Source organism: Nitrospinota bacterium (assembly GCA_009873635.1).
Taxonomy (GTDB): Bacteria; Nitrospinota; Nitrospinia; order Nitrospinales; family VA-1; genus LS-NOB.
Genome location: WAHY01000005.1, coordinates 97,564 through 123,260, shown reverse-complemented (window position 1 = coordinate 123,260; position 25,697 = coordinate 97,564). Strand labels below are relative to the sequence as shown.

The 25,697-nt window shown below is 42.9% G+C and carries 24 protein-coding genes and 1 pseudogene (1 of these 25 running past the window's edge); 10 read left to right on the top strand and 15 right to left on the bottom strand.

Annotated elements, in window-relative coordinates:
* Positions 1-77: 77 nt before the first annotated feature.
* Positions 78-539, top strand: a complete 462-nt coding sequence (locus tag F3741_05160) for a hypothetical protein (GenBank protein ID MZG30192.1) — start codon at positions 78-80, stop codon at positions 537-539.
* A 718-nt stretch (positions 540-1,257) separates the two neighbouring features.
* Here the strand turns inward: F3741_05160 and F3741_05155 are convergent.
* Positions 1,258-1,662 (bottom strand): CBS domain-containing protein, encoded by a 405-nt coding sequence (locus tag F3741_05155; GenBank protein ID MZG30191.1) that lies wholly within the window; start codon positions 1,660-1,662, stop codon positions 1,258-1,260.
* Between the two features lie 317 nt (positions 1,663-1,979).
* Here F3741_05155 and F3741_05150 point away from each other — a divergent pair, with 317 nt between their 5' ends.
* Positions 1,980-3,194 (top strand): cation:proton antiporter, encoded by a 1,215-nt coding sequence (locus tag F3741_05150; protein ID MZG30190.1) that lies wholly within the window; start codon positions 1,980-1,982, stop codon positions 3,192-3,194.
* A 327-nt stretch (positions 3,195-3,521) separates the two neighbouring features.
* Positions 3,522-5,765 carry a KamA family protein gene (locus F3741_05145; GenBank protein ID MZG30189.1) on the top strand — a complete coding sequence of 748 codons (2,244 nt, stop codon included), beginning with the start codon at positions 3,522-3,524 and terminating at the stop codon, positions 5,763-5,765.
* A 114-nt stretch (positions 5,766-5,879) separates the two neighbouring features.
* On the opposite strand, the gene F3741_05140 is transcribed toward F3741_05145, so the two are convergent.
* The 10 genes from F3741_05140 to F3741_05095 form a co-directional block, all read right to left on the bottom strand.
* The gene (locus F3741_05140) at positions 5,880-6,287 is read right to left on the bottom strand and encodes a F0F1 ATP synthase subunit epsilon (protein ID MZG30188.1); all 408 of its coding nucleotides are present in this window, start codon (positions 6,285-6,287) and stop codon (positions 5,880-5,882) included.
* Positions 6,284-7,699 (bottom strand): F0F1 ATP synthase subunit beta, encoded by a 1,416-nt coding sequence (gene atpD, locus F3741_05135; GenBank protein ID MZG30187.1) that lies wholly within the window; start codon positions 7,697-7,699, stop codon positions 6,284-6,286. The genes F3741_05140 and atpD overlap by 4 nt, the downstream gene beginning before the upstream one ends.
* 37 nt (positions 7,700-7,736) lie before the next feature.
* Positions 7,737-8,603 (bottom strand): ATP synthase F1 subunit gamma, encoded by an 867-nt coding sequence (gene atpG / locus F3741_05130; GenBank protein MZG30186.1) that lies wholly within the window; start codon positions 8,601-8,603, stop codon positions 7,737-7,739.
* Between the two features lie 3 nt (positions 8,604-8,606).
* Positions 8,607-10,115 (bottom strand): F0F1 ATP synthase subunit alpha, encoded by a 1,509-nt coding sequence (locus tag F3741_05125; GenBank protein MZG30185.1) that lies wholly within the window; start codon positions 10,113-10,115, stop codon positions 8,607-8,609.
* A complete protein-coding gene (gene atpH, locus F3741_05120; protein ID MZG30184.1) occupies positions 10,116-10,667 on the bottom strand; it encodes an ATP synthase F1 subunit delta in 552 nt (183 codons plus the stop codon).
* A 22-nt stretch (positions 10,668-10,689) separates the two neighbouring features.
* Complete coding sequence (atpF, locus tag F3741_05115; protein ID MZG30183.1) at positions 10,690-11,211, bottom strand: F0F1 ATP synthase subunit B; 522 nt, start codon at positions 11,209-11,211, stop codon at positions 10,690-10,692.
* 136 nt (positions 11,212-11,347) lie between these two features.
* Positions 11,348-11,569, bottom strand: a complete 222-nt coding sequence (gene atpE, locus F3741_05110) for an ATP synthase F0 subunit C (GenBank protein MZG30182.1) — start codon at positions 11,567-11,569, stop codon at positions 11,348-11,350.
* A 28-nt stretch (positions 11,570-11,597) separates the two neighbouring features.
* Positions 11,598-12,329, bottom strand: a complete 732-nt coding sequence (locus F3741_05105) for a F0F1 ATP synthase subunit A (protein MZG30181.1) — start codon at positions 12,327-12,329, stop codon at positions 11,598-11,600.
* A gap of 19 nt (positions 12,330-12,348) precedes the next feature.
* Positions 12,349-12,597, bottom strand: coding sequence for an ATP synthase subunit I (locus F3741_05100; GenBank protein ID MZG30180.1), 249 nt, complete (start codon positions 12,595-12,597; stop codon positions 12,349-12,351).
* Between the two features lie 238 nt (positions 12,598-12,835).
* Positions 12,836-13,162: a 4Fe-4S ferredoxin gene (locus F3741_05095; protein MZG30179.1), complete on the bottom strand. Its 327-nt coding sequence runs from the start codon at positions 13,160-13,162 to the stop codon at positions 12,836-12,838.
* A gap of 388 nt (positions 13,163-13,550) precedes the next feature.
* Between F3741_05095 and holB the strand changes: the two genes are divergently transcribed.
* From holB to F3741_05070, 5 genes are all read left to right on the top strand, one after another.
* The gene (gene holB / locus F3741_05090) at positions 13,551-14,570 is read left to right on the top strand and encodes a DNA polymerase III subunit delta' (GenBank protein MZG30178.1); all 1,020 of its coding nucleotides are present in this window, start codon (positions 13,551-13,553) and stop codon (positions 14,568-14,570) included.
* A 5-nt stretch (positions 14,571-14,575) separates the two neighbouring features.
* Positions 14,576-15,445, top strand: coding sequence for a sporulation protein (locus tag F3741_05085; GenBank protein MZG30177.1), 870 nt, complete (start codon positions 14,576-14,578; stop codon positions 15,443-15,445).
* Between the two features lie 17 nt (positions 15,446-15,462).
* A complete protein-coding gene (gene metG, locus F3741_05080) occupies positions 15,463-17,385 on the top strand; it encodes a methionine--tRNA ligase (protein ID MZG30176.1) in 1,923 nt (640 codons plus the stop codon).
* Complete coding sequence (locus F3741_05075; protein MZG30175.1) at positions 17,382-18,773, top strand: YchF/TatD family DNA exonuclease; 1,392 nt, start codon at positions 17,382-17,384, stop codon at positions 18,771-18,773. Before metG ends, F3741_05075 begins: the two co-directional genes overlap by 4 nt.
* A gap of 82 nt (positions 18,774-18,855) precedes the next feature.
* Entirely contained in the window at positions 18,856-19,287 is a 432-nt protein-coding gene (locus F3741_05070; GenBank protein ID MZG30174.1) for a DUF423 domain-containing protein, read from the top strand.
* A gap of 87 nt (positions 19,288-19,374) precedes the next feature.
* Here F3741_05070 and F3741_05065 read toward each other — a convergent pair whose 3' ends face one another.
* The 4 genes from F3741_05065 to F3741_05050 are packed head-to-tail and all read right to left on the bottom strand — an operon-like array spanning position 19,375 to position 22,006.
* Positions 19,375-20,373 carry a cytochrome-c peroxidase gene (locus tag F3741_05065; GenBank protein ID MZG30173.1) on the bottom strand — a complete coding sequence of 333 codons (999 nt, stop codon included), beginning with the start codon at positions 20,371-20,373 and terminating at the stop codon, positions 19,375-19,377.
* Between the two features lie 54 nt (positions 20,374-20,427).
* Entirely contained in the window at positions 20,428-20,895 is a 468-nt protein-coding gene (gene msrA / locus F3741_05060; protein ID MZG30172.1) for a peptide-methionine (S)-S-oxide reductase MsrA, read from the bottom strand.
* 9 nt (positions 20,896-20,904) lie between these two features.
* Positions 20,905-21,183 carry a peptidylprolyl isomerase gene (locus F3741_05055; GenBank protein MZG30171.1) on the bottom strand — a complete coding sequence of 93 codons (279 nt, stop codon included), beginning with the start codon at positions 21,181-21,183 and terminating at the stop codon, positions 20,905-20,907.
* A gap of 13 nt (positions 21,184-21,196) precedes the next feature.
* Entirely contained in the window at positions 21,197-22,006 is an 810-nt protein-coding gene (locus F3741_05050; GenBank protein ID MZG30170.1) for a hypothetical protein, read from the bottom strand.
* A gap of 100 nt (positions 22,007-22,106) precedes the next feature.
* Between F3741_05050 and F3741_05045 the strand changes: the two genes are divergently transcribed.
* Both F3741_05045 and F3741_05040 read left to right on the top strand, forming a co-directional pair.
* On the top strand, positions 22,107-22,856 hold the full coding sequence (locus F3741_05045) for a slipin family protein (GenBank protein MZG30169.1): 750 nt from the start codon (positions 22,107-22,109) through the stop codon (positions 22,854-22,856).
* Between the two features lie 104 nt (positions 22,857-22,960).
* A pseudogene (locus F3741_05040) lies at positions 22,961-25,697 on the top strand (hypothetical protein) (it continues 191 nt past the right edge of the window).

The window sequence follows — 25,697 nt, the reverse complement described above, 5'->3', positions numbered from 1 at the left end:
AAAGGTTAATTCATAAGAATATATTTGCCACTATTATAAATCAAAGCTACGTTAACTATTAACCAAAGGAGTAGCTTTTGGATCAATACCCAAAACTATTTATTAAAACTTCACTCGTTTATTTGATAATCGGTGTTTCTTTTGGTGTAGGGATAAGTTTTAACCCAGTTATTAAAACTCAATTTAGTTTTGCTCATATACACATAAACTTATTAGGCTTTATGGTCATGATGATTGCAGGCGTTTCATATCATGTGCTTCCCCGTTTTGCATCTCGTCAAATACCATGGCCAAATGGCGTCAAACTCCATTTCTATTTACATAATTTAGGTTTATTAGGTTTGGTGGGTACTTCTTTAGCGGGTTATAGAGATACAATTTTATTTATTTTATTTTCAGGTCTTACTGCTGTTTCAATAATGATTATGTTTTATAACTTGTTTTTTATTTTTTTTTCCTTATCAAATGGTAGCAAAGAACTAAACGGTAATCATCCACACCCTAATTGCCAAGAAGATTGTTGTCCTAATTCAAAATAATTTTTTCAGTAGTTCTATCAAACGTAATCAGCTCGCTACTTACTATTTAATAAAGCGGGGAAAATATCAAACAATTGACATTCAATATGCATGGTCTTATTGCGGGGAGGTATTGCTAAATATTTAAATGATCATATAGAAGCCTACGACAAACAAATTTCTGTAAATAGTATCTGACATTATTTAATATTTTAAAGGAAGTCCGCTGTAAAACTCTATGCATTAAATTGCTAACAGAGCATTCGGTTTCTTAACTATCATCCTTGCCAATATATAGAAATTCGGATCGGCGGGTTTCCATTAAAATCTTATAAAAATAAAATACATACAGATAAAGATTTTTTAATGAGATATGATGATCATTAAGAAACTATAATGAGGAGTGTTGAATTTTTTTGGGCAATTGTCTTTTGATATTTTGAGCACGTGCTTTGTGTTTTTTAATTTTTCTCAAATTTTTTTAGAACATTATCCGCAGATGTATAAAAGCCTTTAGCCTCATCTACTGCAAACATAGTCACTCTATTTTGCTTCAAAATAGCGTGACTATATGGCGATTTTTCAGTAGACAAATGGATAAACGCAAGTTAGCACCTGGTTTCGTATTTTTCATGACTTTGCTTATTTTATTAATTAAGTGGTTTCTTATCCCATCTGTTAGTTCAATATTTTTACCTATTAATCGAAAACTCATAAAACACCTCTAAATTTCTTAAACCTAATAATGGGCAATACCAACTTTGTCGTGTAGTTGACAATAGTATTTTTCTAAGTCCTTTACTGACAATATTCCAACAATCTCATCGTTTCTAGTGACTGCCAAATGACGTATATAACGTTCTTCAAATAGACTACTTGCTTTCGCCATTGTTTCATTCATATCAATTTTAATAATTGGATTGACCATTGTTTCCGACACCTTCACTGTATTTGGGTCACATACCTCTTTAATAACCATATCAACCCAGTCTGTTTTTGTTAATATACCGACATACTTCCCATTTTTTTTTACTAGTAAGGAAGAAATATTATTTTTAATCATTTTTGCAATTCCATCCTTCGCCTTTAATTCTGAACCTATAAATAAGACAGGCGAACTCATGTGCTCATAAATACTATTCATAAAAAACCTCCTTAAACAAAAAACTTTAAAAAAACGTTATATTCAAACAGATGATTTTTGTCTTCTTTATATAAGATATTATTTAAAAATAATTATTCCCTACTTCCTGACGTATCGCCCGATGCGTCTAACAGTAGCACTTTCTCATAAAGCTGGGTCTTACGTTCAAGAAAGTTTGCTAGAGCTTAAATGGCGACTATAAGTCTCTTAGGTTCTTAGCTTTATCTGTTGAGCGGAAAGAAAGAGTATTATTATGAAATAATTTCAACAATAATCTTGTCTTACAACGTAGCGATTTAAATAATTTCGGAGCATCCATGCATGTCCACGACTTTTTTCTTATCCTCCTGACCATCCTTCTGACGGCACGCGTCTTTGCTGAGTTGACCGTCAGGTGTAAAGGACCCGCAGTCATCGGGGAGTTACTAGCAGGAGTGGCCCTGGGACCAAGCCTGCTGGACTGGGTCGAACCCATTGATGCAATTCGGCTCATGGCTGAGATCGGCATCATCCTGCTTTTATTCGAAGTGGGATTGGGAAGCGACTTCCACCAACTGGCGCGGTCGAGTCGCAAATCGTTAATCGTAGCCCTGGGTGGATTTGCTGTGCCGCTTTTGCTCGGGTTCAGCTTAGGATATTGGATATTCAATCTCGAATTACTGGAATCTCTGTTTATCGGAGGGACCCTCACAGCGACAAGCATTGGGATCACCGCCCGGGTGCTCACAGATCTCAAACGCCATCACTCCCATGAAGGCCAGATAATACTGGGGGCCTCTATTCTGGATGATGTGATGGGTGTCATTCTGCTAGCATTGCTATACGAGTTTTCCATTGGTGGAGGAGTAACCCTGGTCAATACTGGAAAGGTCATATCGTTCGTGGGGGTTTTCTTTTTTCTGGCTCCCATGGCGGCCAAGCTAATGTCCTCTGTCATCAAGCATGTCAACAAGACCACCGAAATTCCTGGATTGATTCCCACAACCATCGTTTCTCTGGTCCTACTCTTCGCCTGGCTGGCTCACTTTATGGGCGCACCGGAGTTGCTCGGAGGTTTCGCAGCAGGACTGGCTCTATCCCGTCGTTTCTTTCTGCCTTTTGGTGTTGCATTGCATGCAGACCCTAATTTCGCCGAGCGCATAGAAACAGAAATGAAATCCATTATCCACCTGTTCACGCCGATTTTCTTTGTTATTGTGGGAATATCCTTAAACCTGCGCGAGATCGACTGGAGTTCTCCTTTCATCTGGGTCTTTTCCATGGTGCTTTTGATCGTGGCAGTGGTCGGCAAACTGGTCGGCCCCTGGTTTATTAAGGAATCGTTGCCGATCCGCTGGATCATTGGCACTGCCATGGTCCCCCGCGGTGAGGTGGGACTCATCTTCGCCGAACTGGGTAGAGAAAGTGGAATCTTCAGCAACGAGATTTATGCAGGCATGGTCATCGTCATCGCATTCACGACGGTACTGTCACCGCTGGCGATGCAAAAGTTGTATCACTCTTTCAGCCACCTCATGAAAAAAACCGCCTGATTTAAAGTTTATTTCTCCATACCTCCACCGTATGGGGTTTGGCCTTCTTCATATTTTATCCTTAGCTTTTAAAAGATTAATTGCAAACCAATATTTATTTTGAGGATGAGTAATTTCAAAATATTATTTTTCTATTGGAATTAAAAGCAGGGTCATATTTATCTATAGAGAGGGAATAAAATGAAAATTTTATAATCTTATAGATAAGCCTGTTTTACATATCCGCTTTTCTTGATCACTTAAATTTATTAGATTTTATAGTCCTGATGAATTGGGTGCGGGTATTTTCTATCATGCTCCCTCGTAAAAATGAAAACGAGGAAAACCATGTTGCAAACGACCACCATTTCTATGAAAAGATGTGATGATATCTCTCCAAGCAACCAAGAGTTGGATAAAATCTCCATAGATCCCAAATCACATAACCTGCTCAAACAACTCCTTCAGGAAAATCCCGATTTAGATAAAATAATGAAAAAAACAAAAAATGAAATTGAAGCGCTTGAGGAAGTTAGAAACTGGATCATGGGAGTTCTTGAAGAAAACCCTGAAGCACTAGATTTTTATAAAAAGGAATATGTTGATAGAAAAACGTTCGAGTCTATCAAATGGCCGGATTATGCATCAATAAGGTTACTGGACTATATCAATAACGCGGGAAGGGAATTTGAAGACTTAAATTTAAGAGGTGAAATTGCTATCAATAACCCCATCAAGATGGTTTGGCTGGCAGCGAGACATGGGATCGGAGGAGCTAAACCTTATTTTTTTGAAGACATGATTTATTTATTCAGGCAACTGAGGGGAGAAATGGCTCATCAACCTCCAACCAGAAACATGATTGAGAAGTGGATGGATCGATGGCCTTCCGGCCTTGATTCTCGAATCGTCCAATTGAGGGAAGAAAATAAGGAGCGAATACTTAAAATTATAATTGCCAAAATGGAAAATGGCGAAATTTCCAGTAGAAGTTTCAAGTTTGAACCAGGTCTGTCACCAGAAGAGAAATATTCAACCGCAATGAAATGGTGGAATGACAGCCATTTTCATCTCAACTTTGCCATACGTTCTCCCGGCCTGTTGAATGAAATGCTTGGATACTCGCTCGACCCGGACACAATGCAAATTTTAAAAAGCGCAAAAAACGCGGGGGTACCATTTTTTGTAAACCCTTACTACTTATCTTTACTCCATATCAAGGCCCCATACTTTGCCATTGGAGCGGATTTGGCCATTAGGGATTATGTAATTTATAGCAAACAACTTGTCGAAGAATTCGGCAATATCGTGGCTTGGGAGAAAGAAGACAAAGTTGAACCTGGAAAACCTAACGCGGCCGGTTGGTTATTGCCCACACACAACAACGTTCATAGGCGTTACCCCGAAGTCGCTATTTTGATCCCGGATACTGTAGGCAGAGCCTGTGGGGGTTTATGCCAATCCTGTCAAAGAATGTACGATTTTCAAAGTGGTCGTCTTAATTTTGATTTGAATAAACTTCAACCTAAGAAAACCTGGCCTGAAAAACTGAAGTGTCTGATGGATTATTTTGAAAACGATTCACAGCTTCGGGATATTTTAATTACCGGCGGTGATGCCTTGATGAGTTCGGATAAGTCTCTTCATGAGGTATTGGAGGCTATTTATCAAATGGCCACCCGGAAAAAAGAGGCAAATAAATCAAGGAATGAGGGCGACAAATATGCCGAGATCGTTCGGGTCAGGCTGGGAACGCGCCTTCCGGTCTATATTCCTCAACGAATCACCAATAAACTTGTCAAAATTCTGGCCGAATTCAAATCCAAGGCATCCAAAATCGGTATCACACAATTCTTCGTACAAACTCATTTTGAATGCCCGATGGAAGTAACCCCTGAAGCCCGGGAAGGAATCAGAAAACTTATTTCCGCGGGATGGACTTTAACCAACCAACATGTATTGACCACGGCATCTTCACGAAGAGGCCATACTGCCAAACTCAGAAAAATCTTGAATAAAATCGGAGTGCTTGGATACTACACTTTTTCCACAAAAGGATATATGGAGAACCAACATAACTTTGCCACCAATGCGCGGGCTGTTCAAGAACAAATGGAAGAAAAGGTTTTTGGTCTGCTCCCTGAAAAAACTAAATCAAAAATCCACCAATTTTCACTTGAAGCTGAAAATATGGTGAAGAATATAGAGAAGTTAAGGTGCTCGGCTAATTTGCCGTTTCTATCTACCGACCGGAATATCCTCAATTTACCAGGCATAGGAAAAAGCTTATCATTTAGAGTCATTGGAATTACGCGTTATGGCCGGCGAATTTTGGAATTCGAGCATGACGCAAATAGACTACACAGCCCCATTATCAATAAAATGGGGAAAGTGATTATCATTGAATCCAAATCTATTAGTGAATACCTAAAGAATCTTGAAGAAATGGGTGAAGATGTCTCAGAATACACTAGTATTTGGGGGTATTCTATTGGGAGAACAGAACCTCGAATGCCAGTATATGAATATCCTGAATATCAATTCAAAGCCACTTCGAAGTTCACAAATTTAGAACCTGATTCACCCAACTAAACTTTATTAAAATAAAATACATAAAGATAAAGATTTTTAATGAGGTATTCTGATCTTTAAGAAGCTATAAGCCGGAAAGTAAACTACTTTAGGAAACGCCTAAAATGTAAGGAACTAATTATTATCGAAGTGTTCAAGACGCGCAACAGCACGGAATAGTTTTTTCTGTGCTTCAATGAACTCTTCTTCGGAAAGATCGGACTGGTCTAAAAGTTTTTCTGCATCTGCGTGTGCACGTTCAGCGCGCTCACGATCAATTTCATGTAAAAATTCGCCCGTTTCAGCTAAAATAGTCACTCTATTATCCGTCACTTCTAAGTAACCACCACTGACAATCAGAGCAGTCTTCTCACCATCTTTTTCATAAGACAACTGTCCTGAACGAAGATTAGTAAGAATGGGTGCGTGATCATAAAGAATACCCAAGTCGCCCTCAGTACCTGGAGCATTGACTTGATCTACCTCTTCCGCTACAAGATGTTTTTCAGGAGTTACAATGCTAAGTATTAGTTTCTGGCTCATGCTGATTTTTTATCCAATTCTTTCTGTTTTGCGTGTACTTCATCCAAGGTTCCCACCATATAAAAAGCTTGTTCAGAAATATCATCACCACGCCCTTCAAGGATGTGCTTGAAACCTTCAATCGTATCTTGTACTTTTACATATTTTCCCGGTGACCCGGTAAAGACTTCAGCAACGAAGAATGGTTGTGATAAATATTTTTGGATTTTTCTTGCACGGGAAACCACCTGCTTGTCTTCTTCTGAAAGCTCATCCATACCCAGAATTGCAATGATATCCTGCAAATCTTTATAACGCTGCAAGACTTGTTGCACTCCTCGAGCAGTGTTGTAATGATCATCACCCAACACTTCAGGGTCCAGAATTCGTGAAGTCGAGTCCAGCGGATCCACAGCAGGGTAAATGCCCAACTCAGAAATTCTACGGTTCAATACAGTCGTCGCATCCAAATGTGAGAAAGTAGTTGCTGGGGCGGGGTCTGTTAAGTCATCAGCAGGAACATAAATCGCCTGAACCGAGGTGATCGATCCTTTTTTGGTAGATGTAATGCGCTCCTGCATATTGCCCATTTCGGTTGCCAGCGTAGGCTGATAACCTACCGCCGAAGGAATACGTCCCAATAACGCGGATACTTCAGAGCCGGCCTGTGAAAAACGGAAAACATTATCGATAAAGAGCAGAACGTCCTTACCCCCTTCATCACGAAAATATTCAGCACATGTCAGTCCGGTAAGTCCCACACGCATACGCGCTCCCGGAGGTTCCGTCATTTGTCCATAAATCAAAGCCGTCTTGTCGATAACGTCCGACTCCACCATCTCGTGATAGAGGTCATTACCTTCACGGGTTCGCTCACCCACTCCTGCAAACACAGAGAAACCACCATGCTCGGCACCAATATTACGGATCAATTCCATGATCAAAACAGTCTTGCCCACACCCGCGCCACCAAACAGGCCAGTTTTTCCACCCTTTAGGTAAGGCTCCAATAAGTCGATAACTTTAATTCCGGTTTCAAGCATTTCCATTTTAGTGTCCTGCTCTTCGAAAGCAGGGGCATCACGGTGAATGCTCCAATTGGCTTTTGACTCTACGGGAGGCTTCTTATCTACCGGGTCACCCACAACATTTAGAATTCGCCCGAGAACTTCTTCTCCAACAGGAACAGTGATAGGAGCACCACTATCGATAACTTCCATACCTCGAACCAATCCATCAGTAGAATGCATGGCTACAGAGCGGACAGCATTATCACCAAGGTGTTGCGCCACTTCACAAACCAGAGTTTCATTCTCGCCGCCTTCACCAGGACGTTCGATTTTGACCGCGTTATAAAGTTCAGGCAAAACACCGTCTTCAAAACTCACGTCTACAACGGGTCCCATGACTTGGATGATTTTTCCCTTGTTCATTCCTTCGTCTCCATTAGATTCAATATCTTCAACACCATCAGCCCTTCAGGGCTTCAGCGCCATTTACGATTTCTATCAATTCTTTAGTGATGTATGCCTGCCGAGCCTGATTATAAGTAAGGGTTAATGAACCTATCATTTCACCGGCGTTACGTGTTGCGCTGTCCATGGCGGTCATTCGTGCGCCATGCTCACTTGCACTGGACTCCAGAAACGCCCGGTAAACTTCTACAGTCATATAACGTTTGAGCAGTTCATCAAGAATTGCTTCTTCATCAGGCTCGTAAATATAATCCACTACAAATGTGTCATCTTTATGTTCAAGGTTTTCTGGAACAATGGGCAACAATTGCTCCACTATAACCTCTTGTTGCATCACGGATTTAAACTCGTTATAGACCATAAAGACTTTATCAACCTTTTTACCGGAAAATTGACTGGCAAGGTTTTCGCCAATCTCCTGAGCTTTCAAATAATCAAACTTTTTCGTCCAGCCAATGATTTCCTCAGAAATATTTACCTGCCGGTTTCGAAAAACATCATTGCCTTTTTTACCAGCAATGATCAGTGAGTTGTCATTCTGCGCGTTGTTCTCAAGATGCTGGGATGTTTTACGAATGATGTTGGCGTTAAAGCCGCCACACAAGCCCTTATCCGATGTGATGACAAGGTATAAGTGATGGTTACCGTCGCGCACATCCAGCAAAGGATGCAGATCACTATTACAGCGTGCCGCAAGATGGTTGAGCACATCCATCATTTTAATGGCATAAGGCCGGGCTTCAAGAATCGCTTGCTGAGCCTTACGCAACTTGGAAGCCGAGACCAGCTTCATGGCCTTGGTAATCTGCTGCGTATTTTTTACGCTGCGAATGCGTCGTTTAATCTCTTTTAAATTTGGCATTGATTAACTTTTAAAAAGTCCCTTGAATTCCTCAATAGCTGCTTTTAACTGTGCCTCTGAGTCATCATCAAGTTTCTTGGCTTCTTCAATTTTATTCAAAAGCGCCTGATGCTTGTCTTCCATAAAGTTGAGAAGACCATTTTCGAACTTTTTGACATCAGCGACAGGAATATCATCGATCAGCCCACGAACACCCGAGAATATGGAAACGATCTGTTGAACTGCGCTCAAGGGTTTATATTGATCCTGCTTGAGCAATTCCACCAGTCGTTCACCACGGTTAAGTTGTGCCTGTGTCGCTGCATCCAAGTCACTTCCAAACTGTGCGAAGGCGGCCATTTCACGGTACTGCGCAAGATCAAGACGCAGCTGACCTGCAACCTGCTTCATTCCCTTGATTTGTGCCGCGCCACCAACACGAGAGACTGACAAACCAACGTTGATAGCGGGACGCACGCCAGAATAAAATAGGTCTGTTTCCAGGAAAATCTGACCATCTGTAATGGAAATTACGTTGGTCGGAATGTACGCAGATACGTCACCCGCCTGAGTCTCAATAATCGGCAAGGCGGTCATGGACCCGGCACCCAGTTCATCACTGACTTTTGCGGACCGCTCCAGCAATCTGGAGTGCAGAAAGAATACATCACCGGGATAAGCTTCACGTCCCGGAGGTCGTCTTAATAAAAGCGATAATTGTCTGTAAGCGGCTGCCTGCTTACTAAGATCATCATAAACAATCAGGCAGTGTTGCCCGTTATCCCGGAAATACTCACCCATGGCACATCCTGCATACGGAGCGATAAACTGCATGGGAGCCGGGTCACTGGCTGATGCGGAAACCACAATGGTATATTCCATCGCACCATGTTGTTCCAATGATTTCACCACCCGTGCAACCGTAGAGCGTTTCTGCCCCACCGCCACATAGATGCAGAACATGTTCTGACCTTTTTGATTGATAATGGTATCAATGGCAACGGCGGTTTTGCCTGTCTGGCGGTCACCAATGATCAATTCCCGTTGTCCCCTGCCAACAGGAATCATGCCATCGATAGCTTTAATACCTGTTTGCATAGGTTCATGAACCGATTTCCTGTCAATAACACCGGGTGCAACCCTTTCAATCGGTCCAAACTTTTCGGTTTTAACAGGTCCTTTCCCGTCAATAGGCTGTCCCAAGCCATCCACAACCCGCCCAACCAGCTCAGGGCCAATAGGAACTTCCATGATACGGCCGGTTCGCTTTACCTCATCTCCTTCCTTAATATCTTCATCACGCCCGAGCAAAACCGCTCCGACATTGTCTTCCTCAAGGTTGAGGACCATACCCGCCAAACCACCGGGAAATTCCAGAAGTTCACCCGACATGGCTTCTCCAAGACCATAAATACGCGCGATTCCGTCGCCCACAGAAATCACCCGTCCGGTTTCCTTGAGCTCGATCCCTTCTTCAAAGCCTTCAATCTGCTTTTGAATCAAGGAACTGATTTCATCGGCTCGTAAATTCACTTAGGCTACCTCCTCTTTTTCTATCGTTCGTTTTAAGATCTCCAAACGGTTACGAATGGTGTCATCCGCCACTTGGTCGCCGATGCGCAACATGATGCCGCCTATCAGCGACTCATCCACCTCGGTATCGATCAAAATAGTTTTTCCTAAAATTTTATTGAGAGCGGTTTTTAACCGGTCAATGTTTTCAGTAGTCAAAGGATGAGCCGAAGTGACCTGGACACGTGTCTGGTTCAAACGGCGGTCTACTACTTGTTCAAAGTACTCAACAATCTTGCCCAGAAACAAAACCTTGCCCCGCTCATTGAGCAAAGTCATCATGTTTGTTACTTTTTCATCTACCTCCAGGCGGTCGCAAATCTCCTTAACCACATTTTGTTTCTTTTCCGATGAAATGGAAGGATGCTCAAAAAAACGGGCCAATTCAGGCTCCGTAAACATGGCCTCATTGAAAGACCTCAAATTTTCGAGAGCCTTTTCCAATGTACCTGTATCGGAAATATTCCCGGAAAGGGCCTCGGCATATCTTTTTCCTACCTGATTTTCAAGCATCGTTTTACCTTATTTGTCAAAGTCAGTTTCTCTGACGTTTTTCCAACTCCTGAACCACCTGTTCTATGGATTCTTCCACAAGCCTTTTCTTATCGTCTTCATTCAAAGCTTTTTTCAGAAACTTCTCTGTAGAAGCAATTGTCAAAGCAGCTGTGTAACTGCGAATTTCCTGGAGAAGCTTATTGCGTGAGCTTTGAACTTCCTGCTCGGCGTCTTTTTGAATCTGACGGACTTTAGCTTCGGTTTCCTGAAGACTTTTTTCCTGAGCCTTCTTGGCCTCATCATGGGCCAGTTGCACAATCGTTTCGGCCTTGCCATGCGCGGCTTTTAGAGTTTCCTCCAACTCCTGTTTTATTTTTTGCGCTTCTTCTTTCAGTTTCTCTGAATCTTCAATATCAGTGCGGATTTTTTTCTCCCGCATCTCAATCGCCTCCAGAATTGGAGGAAACGCAAATCTTTTGAGAAGAAAAAATAAAAGAGCAAAAGAGATCACCGACCAGAAAATCAGTGAGCCAAAAACAGACACCTGTTCAAATTGAGGCATATCCAATCCTTAAAAAAAATTCGTCCATTCAAGGGGGGTGGTACCCAGCCACCTGGCGAGGGACCAAAGAGCAACGGCTAGAAGGGAGAATGCTTACCCACAAAAAGCCATTTACCAGCGAAAGCTTTCAGCCCCTTTACGGCATAATGATAAAGGCAATAACCAGAGCGTACAGCGCGATCGCTTCTACCAGCGCAAAACCGATCCAGCAATACTTTGCTACCCGGGCCTCTGCGTTAGGCTGACGCCCAACCGTCTCAATGGTTTTCGCAAATATATACGCGATCCCCAAAGCGGCTCCGAAAAAACCGGCGGCACACAATCCCATTCCAATTAATGCAGCAGCTTCTGAACCCATTCTTTCCTCCTAAGTATTTGTCAAAAAATTAATGCAACTTGATCACATCGCCAATATATACACATGTCAGCGTTGTGAAGATATAAGCCTGAATAAACGCAATAGCGATTTCCAAGCCGTTAATGATAATTGTGAATCCAAATGGCAACCAGCCCAGCCACAATGGCCCTGTCATGGCTAACCCAAACAAAACTGCAAGAACAGTGTGCCCTGCTGTCATATTGGCGAATAAGCGCACAGCCAGAGAAATAGGCCTTGCCAGCATACTGATAATTTCGATAGGAACCATTAACGGCACCATAATTTTAGGAACCCCAGGCGGCACAAGGATACCCAGGAAATGCGCACCGTGTTTACTAAACCCGATTATAAGGGTAAGAATAAAAATACCAATGGCAAAAGCCCCGGTTACAGCCAGTTGACTGGTAATGGTGTATGAACCTGGAATGAGACCGATCAGATTGCATGCCAGAATAAACAGGAACAAACTGGCAATAAATGGGACATATTTACGGCCTTCTTCTTCACCGATAAATTCAAAAACCAGATCCCTTATAAACTCAAGGGCAATTTCCAATATGCTCTGCAATTTACCCGGTATGGGAGAGACTCCCCGATTCACCACCAGCATGAAACTCCCGGCAATGACAGCTAAACCCACCCACATCGCCACAACAGCATTACTGATAGATAGATCCAACCCACCTATATGTATAGGAATAATGTTATGAACTTCAAAATGATGTAACGGACTTTCCATATTTTAAATCCAACCAAATTCAGGAGTTATTCTTGTCGTGATCATCCAAATCTTCTTCATTACTTAGCGACATGGCAGCCCGGTAAACGTTCAATGACCCGGCAGCTCCACCAAATATAACCCCGATCGCCAATCCCCAAGGCCTCGTATTCAAAAAATGATCGACACCATAACCCAAAAGTGCGCCGATCAATGTGGCCACCGTCAGTTCAGTTCCCAATCTGAACGCAATCTGCATACCTTGCCGGAAGCCGTTGTTTTTACTCATTAATTTAATGCTTGGGAGGAACTAGCAGGAAATCGGGCTTATCATACCTCAACGCTATAAAGTTGTCCAAAAAATTATTTTTTACGTATAATCACTCTAAATCATTGATTAATATACTTAAATTCTATCAAATTAAACACCCAGTCTGATTGAGGTACATTTTTTATTATGAAGATGTGTACTACGCACCTTAAATAAAGCGCCCTTTTCACCCTGATATTTAAAGTAGGATTAGTTTTTAATAAGGAAGGGTTCCGTATTCAGTCTCATAAGCGTCGAGAGGAATCATATCTATCGCATCCCAGGGGCAACCCTCAAGGAAAGTATCCATCGGCCCCTTACTTATACACTTTTTACACCCAATGCATAACAAGGGATCAACATGAACACGGTTGAAAGCCGGAGCATCCGGGTTCTCAACTTCAAACATACAAGAGTCAACGGGACATTCCGTAATGCAGATGGGCGCCCCCCCACAACCAGTACAAGCATCGTTAATGACAGCAAGTATCTTGGGTTTACGTTTTCTTTGTACGTTACGCTTGGCTTTTTCCTTGGTAGCCATGAATCATCCTATTACAAAGTAGCGATGCGATTTGGTTATTGTAACAAAATCGGTGGGGATTATAACCTCAATTGATCTTTCATTTCAATATATACCAAGATAAAAGAATGAGAAAAAATACAAAGGCAAATCATGCGCTATTTTCTTCGGTTAAGCTAAGGCGAAAAATTTGCAATAAAACCTTTATCCCAAGATCCTTTTTAATTTACACCCACGAGCCCCTGTATTAAGATATGATTTGATTAGATTTAGATAATCCCAACTCCTTTAAGGGTTTGTGGCTATTCCGCCATATCAGGTTAAGGTGTAAACAGAAACTTCAAACAAGAATACCTTCCCCATATCTTCTCGCCATTTTTGAAGAATTGGTGGGTCGATATTTATTGCCATGTCATTCAAGTCGATTCTGGGCCAGTCCCAGCCAAAAAAAATACTGACCAATGCACTCCAAAACAACAGTGTTGCACACGCCTATTTGTTTTATGGGCCGGATAGCGTTGGAAAAAAAATGCTGGCCAATACTTTGGCAAAGGCACTTAATTGCAAAACTAAAGGCCCATTAGACTCTTGTGATGAATGCGATTCTTGTGAAAAAATTGCTCGAGAAATTCATCCGGATTTTTTCTATCTTGAGCCGACAAAAACCACCCCAACTGCAAGGGAAGCGGCTATTAAAATAGAAACCATTCGAGATCTACAAAAAAAATTATCCTATATGCCCTATGAGGGGAAAACAAAAGTTGTAGTGATCGATTCCGCTGAACTTATGAACACACAGGCCATGAACTCGTTTTTAAAAACCCTGGAGGAACCACCCTCTTCAACGGTTTTGATACTCATCTCTGCAAACCCCAGCAGATTATTGCCAACCCTGATCTCCAGATGCCAGGGAGTACAATTTCACCGCCTGTCTTCATCAGATATTAGAACGATCATTCAGTCTCAACTTCAGGAAGATGGGGAATCATTTTCAGAAACTGAAACTGATTTTCGTGTCCAACGTTCACAAGGAAGCGTTAAACGAGCGCTGTCTGAAGATATCGCCGAGGTTGAACACCTGCGGGAACAATTACTCGAAGTTCTTGAAAAAGTATCTTTCGACCGGATGGATATTGTCTTCTCCTTTGCCAAAGCCTGGGCCAAGAATACAGAAAAACTCCAGGCTGTTTTAGATGAGTTGTTGGGATTGATAAGGGACTTGGCCCTTTACCGCTCCGGATGTGGCCAGGCAGATATCCAAAACAGGGACTTATCAGCAAGGATGATCCCAATAGCGCAAACCTGCAGTTCAAAAGGGTGGGCAGATCGATTCAAAGCTGTCCGCAATACCCAGAAAGCTTTGTCTGGCAACGCCAATGCTCAGTTGTTTCTTGAAAATATGCTCATCAACTTTTGTGAGGCTGCATAGAACTTATGAACACTGCCGTTAAAGATAAACCCGAGAGCTCTTCTTCCAGGCAACCGCCAAAGTTTGTGATTGGAATACGCATTATTGACCAGATCAAATCAGAACTTTATGACCCGGGAAGCCTGAAACTCAAAGTCGGAATGACTGTAATGGTCAATACCTCCCAGGGTTTGAAAATGGGTGTGGTGGCCTCAAACAAGGTTTTGAATTTTCGCAAAGACAGCCAGGAGAACAGAGTATTACGCATTGCCAATGATAACGATTATCAAGCGGAAAACAGGCGGAAGCAGGTAGAGGAAAAAGCCAAGTCCCTTTGCCTGGCAAAAATCTCAGAGCTGGAACTGCCTATGAACCTTAGCAGAGTGGTGCATCAACCACATATGAATAAAACAATTTTCTTTTTTACTGCTGAAGGAAGGGTAGACTTTCGCCAATTGATTCGCGACCTTGCAGCCAACTTGCGACACCGCATTGAGATGAAGCAGGTGGGAGTGCGTGACGAAGCCAGGGTTATAGGAGGCTATGGAGTTTGTGGTGAAACTCTTTGTTGTTCCACCTGGCTCCCTGATTTCACACCTGTGACTATTAAAATGGCTAAGAACCAGGGGATGGCTCTGAACCCAAGCAAGATATCCGGAGTATGCGGACGTTTGATGTGTTGCCTGCAATATGAACACGATAATTACAAGGGTTTGATCAAAAACCTTCCCAAGATAAACAGTCATATCAATACACCGGAAGGACCAGGACGTGTCCTCAAAGTTGAAATACTGGAACAACGTGTCGTGGTTTTACTGGAAGATGAAAACGTAATGACCTATTCTCTAGACGAACTGCCAAAAAATCAGGATTCAAAAAACTCTCAAAAACCCTGAAGCTGAAAAACCATTTCATGTCACAAAACAAATTTTATATCACCACTCCAATTTATTACGTTAATGATGTCCCTCATATAGGCCATGCATACACAACCATCGCAGCAGATGTTGTTGCAAGGTATAAACGCCTGGAGGGCTATGAAGTCTTTTTTTTGACAGGAACAGATGAGCATGGCCAAAAAGTTCAGCAAGCCGCCACTGATTTAGGGGTGGAACCCCAGGAACATGTAGACAAACTACACCAGCGATTCAAAGAGCTCTGGGTACGGCTGAATATCTCTAATAGCGACTTCATTCGCACCACCGAAGAAAGACATAAAAAACTGGTTCGTGACATTCTTCAGGATCTTCATTCCAGGGATGAAATTTACAGGGATAGTTATGAAGGATGGTACTGCACTCCCTGCGAACGGTTCTGGACCGAAAAAGACCTGGCAGAAAATAACTGCCCGGAGTGCAGACGCAAAGTCGACAAAATCAAAGAACATAATTATTTTTTTCGAATGGGTAACTACCAGCAATGGCTGGTTGACAGGATTAAAAGTGACCCGCATTTTATCCTGCCGGCATCACGAAAAAATGAAGTGCTCGGTTTTCTCGATAAACCGCTTGAAGACTTATGTATCTCGCGCCCCAAGTCGCGGCTACCCTGGGGAATCCCCCTCCCCTTCGACGAGGAATATGTTACCTACGTATGGTTTGATGCGTTGATTAACTATATTTCCATCCATGGCTCATTGGACGACATCAAGGCATCCGGCTTCTGGCCTGCAGACCACAATATGGTTGGTAAAGATATTCTCACCACGCACGCTGTGTATTGGTCCACCATGCTGAAAGCGATCGGACTGGAACCCCCCAAAAACATTTTCGCGCACGGTTGGTGGACGGTGAATGGACAAAAGATGTCCAAGTCTTTATTCAATGTGGTTGAACCAAACAAGCTGATTGACACGTTTGGTGTAGATGTCATCCGCTATTTCCTTCTTCGTGAAGTTCCTTTTGGGCTGGACGGAGACTTTTCACATAAAGCACTCATAGGAAGGCTTAACAGCGACCTGGCTAACAATCTTGGAAACCTGTTAAACCGAACCGTCAATATGATGAAAAAATATTGCGGTAGTGTCATCCCCAGCCCTGCCACTGAAGGCTCTGAAGATGCTCCACTAAAAGAAAAAGCCACAGAAGTTGTTGACGAAGTACGCAAGCTCTATAACGAACTGGCCTACAACAAAATCCTTCAAAAAATCTGGGAACTGGTAGACACCACCAATCAATACATCGACAAAACAGGACCATGGAATCTGGCAAAAACAGATGAGGGTAAAGAACGGTTAAAAACCGTGATGTATAACTCTGCAGAGTCTCTCCGAATCCTGGGAGTTTTGTTGAGTCCGTTCATGCCGGAGAGCATGAACTCTCTCATCAAACAATTGGGGATTGAAGATTCAGCAGAAGAACAAGATATGAAATCCGTTAACGAATGGGGCGGGTTAAAACCGGGTGGTCAGACACAGAAAGCAAAACAATTATTTCCAAGAATCGAAGACAAACAGGCCGAAAAAATTCTCGCTGAACTCGCCGAACCAAAAGCTGAAAAGAAAGAGACAGAGAATCAAATAACTATCGATGAGTTCATGAAGGTCGATCTTCGAACAGGGAAAATACTCGAAGCGGAAAAAGTTAAAAAATCGAAAAAACTCATTCAACTAAAAATTGATATCGGCAATGAGACCCGGCAGGTACTGGCTGGAATAGCTGAAAGCTACGAACCGGAAAATCTCATTGGACGAACAGTTATCATCGTAGCCAACCTGAAGCCTGCAAAGTTAATGGGCATCGAATCTCAGGGCATGGTTCTGGCGGCAAGCAACGACGGAAAAATTCTGCTGGCAGGATTCGATGAGGAACCCGCTCAAGGAATCCAGGTAAAATGATCATTGATACCCACGCGCATATTGATGTCGACAGTTATGACGAAGATCGCGAAGCGGTTATAGAACGCGCACGCGAGAACGGCGTACAATATATGATCAATATCGGTTGCGATGTTGAAAGCAGCTACCGCTCCATGGAGCTGTCGGAACAGTATGACTTCATTTATGCAACCGCAGGTGTTCATCCTCACGATGTCAAGTCAATTGACAACGAAACCTACGCCCACCTGCGACAATTATTACTGCATCCAAAAGTCATCGCCCTGGGCGAGATAGGACTGGACTATTTCAAAAACTATTCCCCTCAGGATGTACAACGAATCCATTTTCGCAAGCAGATAGAACTTGCCCGGAAAATGAACAAGCCGATCATCGTGCATAGCCGGGATGCCAGTGAAGACATCATCGCCATATTGTCAGAGTTTTACCCGAAAGACCCTACAGGGCACTCAGGAATTTTCCACTGTTTTTCTGGTGATCAGCATCTGGCCGATAAAGCTCTTGAAATGGGCTTTTATATCTCCTTTTCAGGTTCAGTAACTTTTAAGAAAGCCGAAGCCCTGAGGGATGTGGCAAAAACTGTTCCGGCGGACCGACTGTTCGCGGAAACCGACTGTCCTTACCTGACTCCTGTTCCGCACAGAGGCAAACGCAACGAACCTGCTTATGTGAACTACACCGCAGAAAAACTTGCAGAAATTCGCGGATTGAAAATTGAGGATGTACAACGCACCATGGCCCTCAACTTCTTCGAGCTTTTCGGCATTGGCGATAATGCTAAAACCGGTACCGTTTCATATAAAATCCGCAACTCCCTTTACCTGAACCTGACGCAACGTTGCACAGCAGATTGCGTGTTCTGCACCCGGTTGACCCGGCCTGTAGTACAAGGCTATAACCTTAAACTGGATCGGGAACCCACAGCAAAAGAAGTCTGGGAATCGATCGACGATGTTAAAAATTACGACGAGATAGTTTTTTGCGGATTTGGTGAGCCGACATTAAGACTGAATGTCATCAAGGAAGTTGCAAAAAAAATAAAAGATGCCGGTGGACGTGTGAGGCTGAACACCAATGGACATGGAAACGTCATCAATAAACGCAATATACTCCCTGAACTTTCAGGTTTGATCGATGAAGTTTCAGTAAGCCTCAATACAGATACCTCGGAAGCTTATGACGAAATCTGTCAGCCGCTACCGATGTTCCGAAACGGAATCTATGACAAGATCAAAGACTTTATTGCCGAGGCTAAAAAATATATCCCAGAAGTGCAGGCTACTATTGTCACGCACCAGAAAAACGTGGATGAAGCTCAATGCGAAAATATTGTAAATAGTGAGTTCGAGGTGAAGTACCGGGCGAGACGATATAACATTGTCGGTTAGCGGCGTAACGCTGCCGGCAAATGGCAATAGCTTTCTCTTGCAAAGAAAAAGGTTATCTCGGCCTAATACAGGGTGAAATTTTATGGAAGATAATGATAAGACTTCAATCGGTGATAAACAATCAGGACTCAGTTGGATTTCTTTTGGTGCAGGACTTGCCGGATTGAGTGTCATGCTTGGTGCGTTTGGAGCACATTCTTTAAAAGCCCGGTTGACTGAAAAGAAACTCGCCACCTTCCACACCGCTACTGATTACCTCGGCTATCACGCCCTCGGCTTGATCGCAGTTGGAATCCTGATGCTGGTTCTGAGTGAAGATATAAGCGCAAAACTAAAACGCTCTGCCCAGTGGATCAGCGTGGGCATTTTATTATTCTGTGGCAGTCTTTACGTTCTTACATTTGATGGACCGCGTTTTTTTGGTCCCATCACTCCCCTGGGGGGACTCAGCTTTATGATAGGCTGGTTCACCTTAGCTGTCAGTCTCTTCAAATACTACCGCACTCAATCCTAGAAAGGTAGTACTCTTAAAAAAGTTGTCGTATTTCTACTACAAAAAAAGGCCACGGTTAACCGGGGCCTTAATCAAATTTTTTAAAAATCAGGGAAGGATTGGAAGTGTAACAAGAATGGGTTCCCCATCCAAAGCTTTCAAGAATTCAACCAGATCCTTTTTTTCCTGATCTTTTAATCCCAACGGAGTTATAAAAGGGCTGATATTTTCTTTCACATCCCCACCCCGATTATAAAAATCGACAACTTCTTCAAGTGTTGATTCAGTCCCATTATGCATATAAGGAGCCGACCTTGTGATGCTCCGCAAACCCGGAGTTTTGAATGCTCCTTTATCGAAGTCATCTTTGCTTTCATTATATCTTCCCAGGTCAACTTTCAGGGGACCAGCAGGTTTGACACCAATATTATGGAATCCGCTGTCGGTAAACACCGGGCCGTTATGGCAAATGGAGCACTTGGCCTTGCCAAAAAACAGGTTCATCCCGTTTATTGCGGAAGCAGACATCGCGGTCTTATCTCCCGCCCAGTATTTGTCATAGGGCGCGTTTTTCGAAACCACCGAACGTTCAAAGGTGGCAATCGCCCTGGCAACATTATCTATAGTGATGGAATCCTTGCCAAAAACCTTGTCAAAATGAGCGACGTAACCGGGAATCGCCTGCAATTCCCGAATCAGCTCATCATAATCCTGGTTCATCTCACCCGCCGCACCAATGGGTCCTGAAGCCTGATCTTCCAATGTCTTTTTACGTCCATCCCACATCTGCACTGCAAAATAACCACTGTTGATCACTGTGGGAGAATGTCGGCCCAGTTCTTTCTGGCCATGACCAATGGTTCGAGGCAATCCATCACTCCAGCCTAATGCGGGATTATGACATGTGGCACAACTGATCCAGTTGCTGCCGGAAAGCCGGGGATCAAAATAAAGCATTTTCCCCAGTTCTTCCTTGTCCTTGGACCATTTATTATCGGATGGATATTTCATGGCCGGGACGGGCTCATAGAATGAATCTTCAGCAAAAGTCGAAACAGGAAAAAAACCAATAATGCATGCAAGAGTAAAAATAGAAATGCATTTCATAAAATATCTCCCAGGCAAAACATTAACATTCAAACAAAGTATAGACGTTAATCTCTAATGGCAGCTACCCATACCTCGTTTTTCGAGATATTTCTGGTGGTAGTCTTCAGCAATATAATATTCTGAAGCAGGAGTAATCTCCGTAACAATTGGAGCATTGAAGCGCCCCGATTGGTCCGCTTTATCTCTTGAAGCTTTCGCAGAGACTTCCTGTTCCGGTGAGTGAAAAAAAATCGCGGAACGATACTGGGTGCCTATATCCGGACCTTGCCGATTTAATGTCGTCGGATCGTGACAGGTCCATAGCACTTCAAGCAATTCATCAAAAGAGATGATATTGGGATCAAACTCCATATGGACCACTTCTGCATGACCGGTGCGCCCTGTACAGACGTCTTCATAAGTGGGGTTTTTTGTGGTCCCACCCGTATAACCTACAGAAGTGGATGTCACACCTTTTGTCTTTTGAAAAGCCAGTTCCACACCCCAGAAACAACCCGCGCCAAAAGTGGCCAATTCCATAGCTTCCTCCTAACTTCGGCTGGTGATCTCGATCAGGTGATACCCAAACGAAGTCTGCACGGGACCGTGGACAGCACCCACTTCTTCATTAAACACAACCGTATCAAACTCGGGAACCATCTGGCCAGGGCCAAAAGAACCGAGGTTGCCCCCATCTCTTCCTGAAGGGCATTCAGAGTGCTCCTTGGCCATATCTCCAAAATCCGCCCCACCCTCAATTTTCTTTTTCAAATCTTCACAGGCTTCTTTGGACTTAACCAGGATATGCCTAGCTGTCGCTTGTGTCATAAAACTATCCTTTCTATTTTTGGTTATAAACTCTGTAAGAATAGCCCAAAAGAACCAGGACCATAATCACCAAAGCAGTAATATGCGGAAAATATTTTACGGAATACCAAACCGGAGAAAATCTCACCGAACCATTAATTTCCTCTGAATAATGCTTAAGCATTTCACCATATTCTATCATCAAGCGTACGGGAAAACGATCCTGCTCTTGATTTTCCCGGCGAAAAACTCGAATGTCAAACTCCCTTGATTCGCCTCCTCGCATGGTAAATCCCACTATTCCCGAAAAGTCCTGCGCTTCTATGCCAGGGGGCAGTAAAAGCATCATCCTTATATTTTTGAGGGACTCTGAACGATTTTGAAGAAACACTTTCAATATGGAGGAATCCATATCTGTCTTGGATTTCAGGCTCCCATCCACTTCAGATACCACAGGCTCCTTGAAAAAAAATGAGTCAGTGACCAGAATCGACTGTTTTGTCCCGCCATCGGGTTCCAGCCAATATTCCACCATTGCAGTCAGGGGATACCTGCCAACCCTCATCACAGGTGGATGTTTGTCGTTTTCCAGGGTTATGCTCTGCCCCGGATCCAGACGCATAATTTTCGTCATCATTGACATCGAGTGGTGGAAATGAAACATCGGGTGAACATGATAAACAGGTTCGGCACCTGAATTCTTCAAGGTTAATTCCAGCTTAACATTGCCAGCATCATCCACCTGGTTCTGTATGGAGACCGACAGGGGTTGTGCCTCTGAAGAGCACACCATACAAAACAAAGCTGCAAGGGTTAACGCAGAACGATTTAGAAAACGTAACATACACCCATACTAACATCGTTAAAGTCTAATATAAACCCGGACTTGGCCCGCAAAAATTGTTATCATAATTAGAGCCATCCAATTTATCAGGAGACCCGTTATGGACTTTCTAATGACACCGTTAGTAATACTCGCCCTACTGGTTTTCAGCATGTTCAAGATTTTGCGTGAATATGAAAGGGGGGTTATTTTCCTGTTTGGAAGATTCTGGAAAGTCAAAGGACCTGGAATCATTATTGTAGTGCCCGGAGTGCAGAAAATGGTCAAAGTCAGCCTCCGCACCGTGGTGATGGATGTTCCACCACAAGATATCATCACAAAAGACAATGTAACCGTAAAGGTGAATGCTGTAATTTACTTTCGGGTTGTCGATGCCCAAAAAGCTATTATTGAGGTGGAGGATTACCTGTATGCAACTTCCCAACTTTCTCAAACAACCTTGCGCAGTATTTTAGGACAAAGCACTCTTGACGACCTGCTGTCCAATCGCGAAGAGATCAACATTCACCTGCAAAAAGTCATTGATGAACAAACTGAACCCTGGGGAGTTAAAGTCGCCAATGTAGAAGTTAAAAATGTAGACCTGCCCCAGGAAATGCAACGCGCCTTAGCAAAACAGGCAGAAGCTGAGCGGGAAAGAAGGGCCAAAGTCATCAATGCCCAGGGTGAGTTTGAAGCAGCACAGAAAACCTGTGATGCCGCAGATCTTATCGGGACCCATCCGCCGGCACTACAGCTTCGGTTCTTTCAAACACTGCTTGACCTTTCTAATGGTGAGGGAACGCATACTTATATCCCAATACCGTTTGACCTGTTTGAATCCCTGCGCAATAAAGACAAAGGGGCCTGATAAAATACGGTTTTAAGCCGCATTGACTTCAGCCCACTTTATTCATTGGGATTCGTAACAGGGCTGTAATAAACTAGAAGAGCAAAGAATTATTACCAGCGCTTATGGAAACCTCTTCAAAAATCCACCACTTTCTCAACCGGGTTAAGATTAAATGGAACAGGGTCCTATTCATTCAGGCCACCTATTCCATATTTACCATTATCGCCGGTTATGTTCTTATAAGCGGACTATTTTCTTTTTTTCAATCCCCATTTTTGAAATACGGTTGGTGCGGACTAATCATAATATTACTGGGCTTGGGACTATACTCTTCCTGCAGGCTATCCAGAATAGACAAAGATCGTGCCGCCCTCCTGACTGAAGCAAAATATCCTGAATTGAATAATTCACTGATCAATGCCGTTCAATTGGAACGTCATTTGACCAGCTCACAAGATAAAACCTTTTCTCTATCTTTCATTCGAGAGCAGCTCCAACGCACTCAATCTGAAATTCAGAACATCGACCCGGAATCAGTAGTCAGTGGCCAAAGGGCTGTTCCAGCGCGCAACCTTTTTCTGGTTACCCTTGTTGCCTTAATCCTGGCCACAGCATTATTGCCCGACTTCAAGGTTTTATCAGATCCGCAAAAGTTGGCTCAGGTTACCCCGAAAGAAAATAAAAAAGCCCCGCAATTAACAAACCAACAAACCGATTATCATATAAGCGACCTGATGCTAAAGTTGGAATATCCTTCATACACAAGTCTGAAAAGAGAAATTTTGGCCAAAGGCCCACTCAAAGCTCTCCCTGGCACCGAAGTACAAATAACCGGTAACAGTAACCTGCCAATAAAAGAAGCAGAATTAGTAGTGAACAACCGCGACCACTTTCTGATGGATGTAACGGAATTGAAAAAATTGAAAGGGTCTTTCATGGTGCGGGAAAAAGGACATTATCAATTCAGGATAACTTCTCCCAATGGCGAAAAAGTTCTTTTGAAAGAGAAACATTCCATTGAGCTTGATCAGGATAAATCACCCCAGGTGATTCTGTTTCCATCCAACCCCAAACCTGTCTATTATGAAACCGACACTGTGCAGATGTATTATGAATCCCACGATGATTTTGGAATCAGCAAAATTGATCTGATCGCCCAAATCAACAATGACACATTGACGAAAAGCATTAAACGCTTCAAACAACCGGAAAAGGATTCAACGGGAAGCTTTTCCTGGAACCTGTCCCTGGAAAGTTTGCACCCTGGTGATGAAGTTCAATACTTCCTGGAAGTCAAAGATAACGATAATGTCACCGGTCCCAACTCAGGCCAGTCAGAAATTTATAGTTTCGTTATTTTTGATAGTAGAAAAGAGCAGGAAAACCTTGTGCGTCTCCAGGAAGAGTTATCAGAAAAGATGATTGCCCTGCTGGCAAACGGCCTTGTTGAAGGAGAAATTCTTAAAACCACGACAACCGACCCGCTTTCTGGGAAAAAACTTCTCTCTTCACATTCAGACGCACTGATAGATATCATCGGTCTTGCCCAGCGTATAAGGGACCAGGCTAAAGACTTTGACAACTTCCCACGCCCCTACCTCACGCTTTTAACAAGTATCATCAAAGGTTTGACAGCCATCCGTGAAGATCAGATAAATACCATTAACAAAATACAGGGCACGATCTTAAAACCAACACCTGCCGGTTTCAATGCGGGTTCAGTTGCGGTTCTTAATAACAGAATGGTCGCTCATCTGGAGCAGGATATTTTATATCTGATTAAAATGACCAACCGGCAGAAAATGGAACAGGTCATGGATCTTGAGGACCAGCTTTCCCAATTAACCGAAGCCCTGCGGGAAGAGTTTGAAAATATTCGTGATAAAAAATCACCTCTCACTTCCAATCAACTCAATTCCAAGCTGAGCAAGATTCAGCAAACCTTGCAGAAGATGATGGATAAACTCTCCCGACAGAACCAGACAACACCGGATGAGTTTCTCAACTCTAAATCCTACAAGAGCATGAACCTGGAAGATACTATGGCTTCGTTGGAAAAAATCAAGGACCTTGCTAATCAGGGAAAAATTGATGAAGCGCTGGAACAACTCAAAAAGGTTGCTGAAGATCTGAGAGAACTTTCAAACCAGTTAGACCAGGCTAGCTCCTCTATGGATTCATTAGTAGACAACCAGGTCATGGAGCAAATTGATGAATCTATAACCAAACTTGAGTCATTGGAAAAAAAGCAAAAACAAGTTATCGAAAATACCTCAGAAATAAACCAAAAACTACGTGCCGATCAAGCCAGGCAATTTGAATTTTCGATCAAAAGTTTCTTTGATGAACTGATTAAAGATGTTGCCGCTATACAGGATTTGTTAGATAAAGATTCAAAATACCTGGATGAACACAAAGCCATGATAAAAATGAGAGAGCTTTTGCAGGAAGAAACAAAAGTCAGGCAAAAGATAAAATCTTTGAGCCAAAAAACTATCGATTCCAGCCTGAGTGAAGATTTAGGCGAAAACTTTAAAGCCCTCAATGATGCACGCAAGCAGTTATCCCAATCTATTACAGAACAAGATAGTCTCAGGACACGCGGGTTTCAGAAATTCAAAGAAAGCCTGCCCATGATAAAGGAAAAGTATGAAACACTGAACGAGTTAGCCGAACTAAACGATTTGAATGAGTTCAATGTTCTATTTAAAAATACATACCCCGAAATATTTCGTTGGCAGGGAAGCATGCGAAGCACCAGGAATCAAAGAGAAGACATCGGCAACCGTCTCAACCAGGATCTTAAAGAAGTCACTCGGTTAAACTCTGAGATTTCAAAAAAACTAGGTTCTTTGAAAC

Coding starts and splice junctions, on each gene's coding strand:
- F3741_05045 (MZG30169.1), top strand. CDS start 22,107: ATGGACTTTCTAATGACACCGTTAGTAATACTCGCCCTACTGGTTTTC.
- F3741_05095 (MZG30179.1), bottom strand. CDS start 13,162: ATGGCTACCAAGGAAAAAGCCAAGCGTAACGTACAAAGAAAACGTAAA.
- atpH (MZG30184.1), bottom strand. CDS start 10,667: ATGCTTGAAAATCAGGTAGGAAAAAGATATGCCGAGGCCCTTTCCGGG.
- msrA (MZG30172.1), bottom strand. CDS start 20,895: ATGGAATTGGCCACTTTTGGCGCGGGTTGTTTCTGGGGTGTGGAACTG.
- atpE (MZG30182.1), bottom strand. CDS start 11,569: ATGGGTTCAGAAGCTGCTGCATTAATTGGAATGGGATTGTGTGCCGCC.
- metG (MZG30176.1), top strand. CDS start 15,463: ATGTCACAAAACAAATTTTATATCACCACTCCAATTTATTACGTTAAT.
- atpD (MZG30187.1), bottom strand. CDS start 7,699: ATGAACAAGGGAAAAATCATCCAAGTCATGGGACCCGTTGTAGACGTG.
- F3741_05075 (MZG30175.1), top strand. CDS start 17,382: ATGATCATTGATACCCACGCGCATATTGATGTCGACAGTTATGACGAA.
- F3741_05100 (MZG30180.1), bottom strand. CDS start 12,597: ATGAGTAAAAACAACGGCTTCCGGCAAGGTATGCAGATTGCGTTCAGA.
- atpF (MZG30183.1), bottom strand. CDS start 11,211: ATGCCTCAATTTGAACAGGTGTCTGTTTTTGGCTCACTGATTTTCTGG.
- F3741_05085 (MZG30177.1), top strand. CDS start 14,576: ATGAACACTGCCGTTAAAGATAAACCCGAGAGCTCTTCTTCCAGGCAA.
- F3741_05145 (MZG30189.1), top strand. CDS start 3,522: ATGTTGCAAACGACCACCATTTCTATGAAAAGATGTGATGATATCTCT.
- atpG (MZG30186.1), bottom strand. CDS start 8,603: ATGCCAAATTTAAAAGAGATTAAACGACGCATTCGCAGCGTAAAAAAT.
- F3741_05070 (MZG30174.1), top strand. CDS start 18,856: ATGGAAGATAATGATAAGACTTCAATCGGTGATAAACAATCAGGACTC.
- holB (MZG30178.1), top strand. CDS start 13,551: ATGTCATTCAAGTCGATTCTGGGCCAGTCCCAGCCAAAAAAAATACTG.
- F3741_05150 (MZG30190.1), top strand. CDS start 1,980: ATGCATGTCCACGACTTTTTTCTTATCCTCCTGACCATCCTTCTGACG.
- F3741_05055 (MZG30171.1), bottom strand. CDS start 21,183: ATGACACAAGCGACAGCTAGGCATATCCTGGTTAAGTCCAAAGAAGCC.
- F3741_05105 (MZG30181.1), bottom strand. CDS start 12,329: ATGGAAAGTCCGTTACATCATTTTGAAGTTCATAACATTATTCCTATA.
- F3741_05065 (MZG30173.1), bottom strand. CDS start 20,373: ATGAAATGCATTTCTATTTTTACTCTTGCATGCATTATTGGTTTTTTT.
- F3741_05140 (MZG30188.1), bottom strand. CDS start 6,287: ATGAGCCAGAAACTAATACTTAGCATTGTAACTCCTGAAAAACATCTT.
- F3741_05050 (MZG30170.1), bottom strand. CDS start 22,006: ATGTTACGTTTTCTAAATCGTTCTGCGTTAACCCTTGCAGCTTTGTTT.
- F3741_05155 (MZG30191.1), bottom strand. CDS start 1,662: ATGAATAGTATTTATGAGCACATGAGTTCGCCTGTCTTATTTATAGGT.